Genomic DNA, 5,241 nt, shown 5'->3' with positions numbered 1-5,241 from the left:
TCATGAACCGACGCCAGCTTCCAGTTGCCCCCGGTCGCGATATCCAGCCACCAGGGCTCATGGAAAATCGAGCGCTCGTTCAGACCGGCGCGTGCGGCGTGGATGACAGTTGTCCTGGCGTTGCTCACATCGGTGCGCATCCGGTCGAGTTCGATTCGTGGTGCAGGCATCAGCTTCACGGAGACGTCTTCGTTAACCATGTTCACGGTACCAGCGTAACTGTCGCAAGCAGCCACATAAGGATTCAATCGGCTGGAGCGTTTACAGATAACGGGTTCAAATATCGACACGGCCGCCGAGGCTTCATTCATGAAACCCGTTATATAGTCGCTGCCCCGTCGCGCCTTGGCGCTCAACACCGCTATTGCGGCGTCACGTCAAATTGTAGTCACCGTCCTGAAACGAACCCAGAAAGTGCGGCAGACCAAGCGTAGCGGCAGTTCGAATGCACCACTGTGCGCGATCAAACACTCGTGATTCATCGCTACCGCGGCGAATATCGCTGTCTCACGTCCGATATCGCAACTCGCGTAACGCGAGCCGAACGTCGGCCGATCGCCGGTCATATAACTCGACACATAATGGAAAGCCGGCGATTCGGCGCGCTTTTTGCCTATTCGTCAGGTATGTTGGCAAACCCACATTTCCGCAGGTTGGAATGAGCAGAATATGGGCATGTGCCGATCACCTGGTATCTTGAGGTTTTCCATCGATCTCAGGTGACGCATCGGCCGCGGAGACCAAAATGCACAACCCGAAGTCGCATATCGAGATCATCTCTGACGTAGAGCGCTTTCGAGCGTTGAGAAACGAATGGGAGGATTTGTGGTCGCGAGCAAACGGTCGCTACCATGAGGCGTTCGCGGTCTGTTGGGAAAGCTGGCTGAATATTGCAGAACCGCGCGGCAGCAAGCTGCGGTGTATCGTTGGGCGCCAAAACGGCCGGCTCGTCATGGTATGGCCACTGGTCGTTACCCGGCGTGCATTGTGGAGAGTACTTCGCATGTTAGGGCCCGAGGCTGCCGATTACACGAGCATGCTGCTCGACCCGGAGGCCGACGCTCAATTACTGGTCGATCAGGCATGGCGCGCAGCCATGAAGCATTGCGGAGCGGATGTGTTGCGGGTGCCTTATCTTGACGAGAGATCCCGGCTCCACCGCATCATCTCGAGCGAGCGACATATCGTGTTCGGCGAGCAGCGCAGCGCCGCCATTGCAAGGCTTCGCGCGGAGACAGATTGGGGGTCTTTCGCCGGCGCCCTTGGCACGCTGTCGGGCAAGAAGCCGGGCGCGCTGGAAAGGCGGCTGGCAAAGCAAGGCAAGCTCGAGGCACGTCTTCTTTCGCCGGACGAAGCAGAAAGAAATCGCGAACTGGTCGACTGGACGCTCTCGCGCAAGCGTGAATGGGCATCGCGCGTGGATAAGCGGGGCGCGTGGCTATATTCGGCCCAGTACCGGGACTTTCTCGTCTCGCTGCTCAACACGCAAGCACACGAGCCCGCAGCGCGCCTTTATCTCATCACACTCGATGATGTCCCGCTCGCCACGACGATCATCGGCATCGGGAAGTCCTCGATCAAAGGGCTGCTTACAGGTTTCGACCAACGTTACGCAAAGTACAGCCCCGGTCAGCTCGTCGTCGAGTACATGGTGAAGTGGGCCTTCGACCATCGCCTCGATTTCGATTTTGGTGTGGGCTCAGAGAGCTTCAAATCCTATTGGAGTCGAAACAACGCCGTAACCGTGGCAAGTGCGGAGGTTGCCGCGACAGCATGGGGGCGCGTCGCGTTTGGCGTCAGAAAACTCATTTCGCGAAACTCGGCCCTCGTCTCACGACTCCGGCAACCGTCGTTTGCTGAGAACGACGGCGCAACCGAAGCGCCAGATAGCGGTGAATGCCGAGGCGAAAAGCGCCAACGGACGAAGGAGCGACGCAACGCTCGAAGCGGCCCGACTCTTGTTGGCGCAGACGATGCAACGTGATCGGCCCGTGCGCCGATGAAATCCCCTCGGCTTTCGTAGGACGAAAGCCGGGCTATCGCCTGTCCGCACTCGAAGCGGAATCAGACGGGCCGTGGCTTGGGACCGTGTTCGCCTCTAGCGCGAATCCGCCCTGTTCCTCCTGACCAAGGCGTCAAGCGCCTTCCCTACCATAGTGCGCGATAGCGCACATATCGTCGTGCTACCATGTCTTCAACGCGCGCCGTCTCGCGCTGCGCTGCCGGAATGCGCATCGGCGCTTGCGGCATTCGGCTCAGTGAGATGCTGAAGATCTTCCATGTAGAGAGTGAGATATGGGTTTGCTCAATATCATCGGCACGGTCATCTTTCTGGCTGTTGTCGCCCTATCACTGCTGGCCGTCTTCGATGTTCTCTCCCTCAAGCCGGGTTCAAGACGGGGCCGCAATGGTACTCAGAAATCCGACTCGAAAACGCCTTCCCGCTCGCATTTGACGGGCGAAGAAGACCTTGCTGCCGAAAAACCTGCTCGTCGGCGCTGAACGTTTCCGTTCACGCAAAATAGCTGCCGCTTCCCCTCCTTCCCCGCTCCCGCCTTTCCGGCTCGACCGCCCCCTCTCCGTTCATATGTGTGATGCCGCACTGTGGTGCATGTGAGCCTGTATCACGCTTGACACACGAAATTAAGCCGTCTCGCAGCGCTTCTTTGTGATCGCGAGCGAGCTTGAACGGCAAGACTTCCGACTTTCGCGCCCTCGCTGGAACAGGCTTGTGCTGTCTGCAAAGGCATGACAAAGACGCCAGCGGAACGTGAAATGCGCGGGAAACGCGCCGAAGCGCAACATTGCCTGCCTTTGCGGGCTGGTATACGAAGGCAAGATCGCCCATGAGCCGCATTCTTCGTTTTCCGATCCTGTTTATCGCGCTGCTTCTGTCGTCGCTGGTGAGCCACGGCGCCTATGTTCAGATGGCTGGCATCCTGCTGCTGTGCGCGTACTGCATAGGCACCCACAGTACGCGTGCGGAATTGCTCGGACATCGAAACCTCATGCTGGCCGCAGCAGTGCTGGCGATCATTACCGGCTTCTTTCTCTATTACCTCCTCTTTCCCGTGGCGAACGGCGCGCCTGACCTTGAGAAGTCCGCGTTCAACAACTACGCATTCCTCGTCCTGGTCACGCTTTTCGTGCTGTGCTTTCATGCGCTCGTCGTTGCGACGCCCGACGAGCTGAGCGCTTCGCTCGTGGGACTTATCGTTCTCAATACCGTGGTCCAATTCGCGCAGACCGCGTCTCTGATTGCCACGAACAACTACATTGATTTCGTCGAGCCGGTGACCGGCGAGCCGTCGCGTTTTCACAATTACGAGGGTCTCAATCCTGTCTTTGCGTACCGACCGACCGGCCTGTTCATCGAGCCATCCACGTTCGGCGCAGTGATTGCCTCGTTGACGATTGGCTATGTGGTGCTGGGCAAGGTGCGTCAACGCGAAGCGCATTTCTTTCCCGTTTTGCTCGCGATCGTTGCGATGTTGATCACCCAATCGACAGCGGCCATCGTGCAATGCGCGTTGCTGATATTCGCCATTCTTCTCGTCAAGGGAAAGTCGGCCCGAGTGATGATCATCATTCTGTGCGTCGCTGCGTTATTGGCGGCTCCGTCTTTTTTCGAGGCGTATTTCAACAGCTTTGCGATGAAGATGGACGAGTCCTCCGCAATCCGACTGGAACTGCTGGACTACATTTATAACGTTCGCACCGGTTGGGACTGGCTCCTTGGCTACGGTCCCTTTACGCTCGAAAGCTCGCTATACCATCTCGCGAAACCGGGTGGCGGCGTGCACGTAGCGTCACTCAACGACGCCGGACTGATTCAATACTTCGTCGTGCGCTTTGGCATCCTGGGGCTGATCGTTCCCGCGCTGATGTTCATGAAGATGCGAAAGGACCTGCCGCATGTGCTGTTTTTTGTGGTGATCATGAGTCTGAAGCTCAACTATTCCGAGCCCGCGCTCTTTTTCGGGCTGCTCCCCTTGCTGATGCGCCTGCCGGCGCGCGCCTGCGCACCGCAAGACAGCGAAGCGGAAGTTCGCCTGCCCGTGCATCGAGCGTCGCCGGAACACCTAAGAGGAACATGACGGGGACGCGTGGCGTTTTCGGGCAGCCACGTGTCGAAGAACCGCCGGCTCGCCAATCGTCCACACGCCTCGATACGCGAGGACGAGAAGATTGATTCAGATTCCAGATTGCAACTCCGCTTGAGGCCTTCATCATGTGCGGCATTGTCGGCGCGGCAGCGCAAAGAAACATCGTTCCCGTCCTGATCGAAGGGCTGCGTCGCCTTGAATATCGCGGCTACGATTCATGCGGCGTGGCCGTACTGGCGAACGGCGAACCGAGACGCGCGCGCAGCGTGGCACGCGTGTCGGACCTCGACGGCAAGGTGCGCAACTCGCATCTCGACGGCGTCACGGGTATCGCGCACACGCGCTGGGCCACGCACGGTGCGCCCGTCACGGACAACGCGCACCCGATCTTCTCGCGCAATGAAATCGCGCTCGTGCACAACGGCATCATCGAGAACTACGAGGTGCTGCGCGAGATGTTGCGCGCCAAGGGCTATGAATTCGCCTCGCAAACCGATACCGAGGTAATCGCGCACCTCGTGCATAGCCTGTATCGCGGCAATCTGTTCGCCGCCGTGCGCGAAGCGACGCAGCACTTGCACGGCGCCTATGCGATCGCGGTGCTGCATAACGACGAGCCGCATACGGTGGTCGGCGCGCGCCGGGGTTCGCCGCTCGTCGTCGGCCTGGGCGAAGGCGAAAACTTTCTCGCGTCGGATGCGCTCGCGCTCGAGCACAGCACCGACCGCTTTATCTTCCTCGAAGAGGGCGATGTCTGCGAACTGACGTTCGACGGCGTGCGCATCGTCGATCGCGATGGCGAGCCCGCGGAGCGTGAGACGCGTCACGTGGAAACGTACGGCGGCGCGGTCGAACTCGGCCCATATCGTCACTTCATGCAGAAGGAAATTTTCGAGCAGCCGCGTGCGGTGACGGACACGCTTCCGCAAGCCGACACCTTCGACGCCTCGCTGTTCGGCGACAACGCAGCCGAGGCATTTTCGGAGATCGACAGTCTCCTGATCCTCGCGTGCGGCACCAGCTATTACTCGGGGCTGACCGCGAAGTACTGGCTGGAATCGGTCGCAAAGATCCCGACACAGGTGGAAATCGCCAGCGAGTATCGCTACCGCGAGTCGGTGCCGAATCCGAAATC

Annotated in this window: 4 protein-coding genes and 1 pseudogene; 4 read left to right on the top strand and 1 reads right to left on the bottom strand. The window is 59.2% G+C overall.

What is annotated here, in order from left to right:
• Positions 1-311: pseudogene (locus BUE39_RS34745) on the bottom strand (hypothetical protein); the annotation flags it as partial.
• 434 nt (positions 312-745) lie between these two features.
• On the opposite strand from BUE39_RS34745, the gene BUE39_RS33460 reads away from it, so the two are divergent.
• The 4 genes from BUE39_RS33460 to glmS all read left to right on the top strand — a co-directional run.
• Positions 746-1,984, top strand: a complete 1,239-nt coding sequence (locus BUE39_RS33460; protein WP_073432960.1) for a GNAT family N-acetyltransferase — start codon at positions 746-748, stop codon at positions 1,982-1,984.
• A gap of 311 nt (positions 1,985-2,295) precedes the next feature.
• Positions 2,296-2,502, top strand: coding sequence for a hypothetical protein (locus BUE39_RS34740; protein ID WP_143031972.1), 207 nt, complete (start codon positions 2,296-2,298; stop codon positions 2,500-2,502).
• A gap of 344 nt (positions 2,503-2,846) precedes the next feature.
• Positions 2,847-4,097, top strand: coding sequence for an O-antigen ligase family protein (locus tag BUE39_RS33455; protein WP_073432959.1), 1,251 nt, complete (start codon positions 2,847-2,849; stop codon positions 4,095-4,097).
• A gap of 134 nt (positions 4,098-4,231) precedes the next feature.
• The coding region (glmS, locus tag BUE39_RS33450; RefSeq protein ID WP_073432958.1) for a glutamine--fructose-6-phosphate transaminase (isomerizing) at positions 4,232-5,241 on the top strand (1,010 nt) is incomplete at its 3' end.

Origin of the sequence: Paraburkholderia terricola (assembly GCF_900142195.1) — a bacterium.
Classification (GTDB): domain Bacteria; phylum Pseudomonadota; class Gammaproteobacteria; order Burkholderiales; family Burkholderiaceae; genus Paraburkholderia; species Paraburkholderia terricola.
The sequence above is the reverse complement of the archived record's forward strand: the minus strand, read 5'-3'. Positions and strand labels throughout refer to the sequence as shown.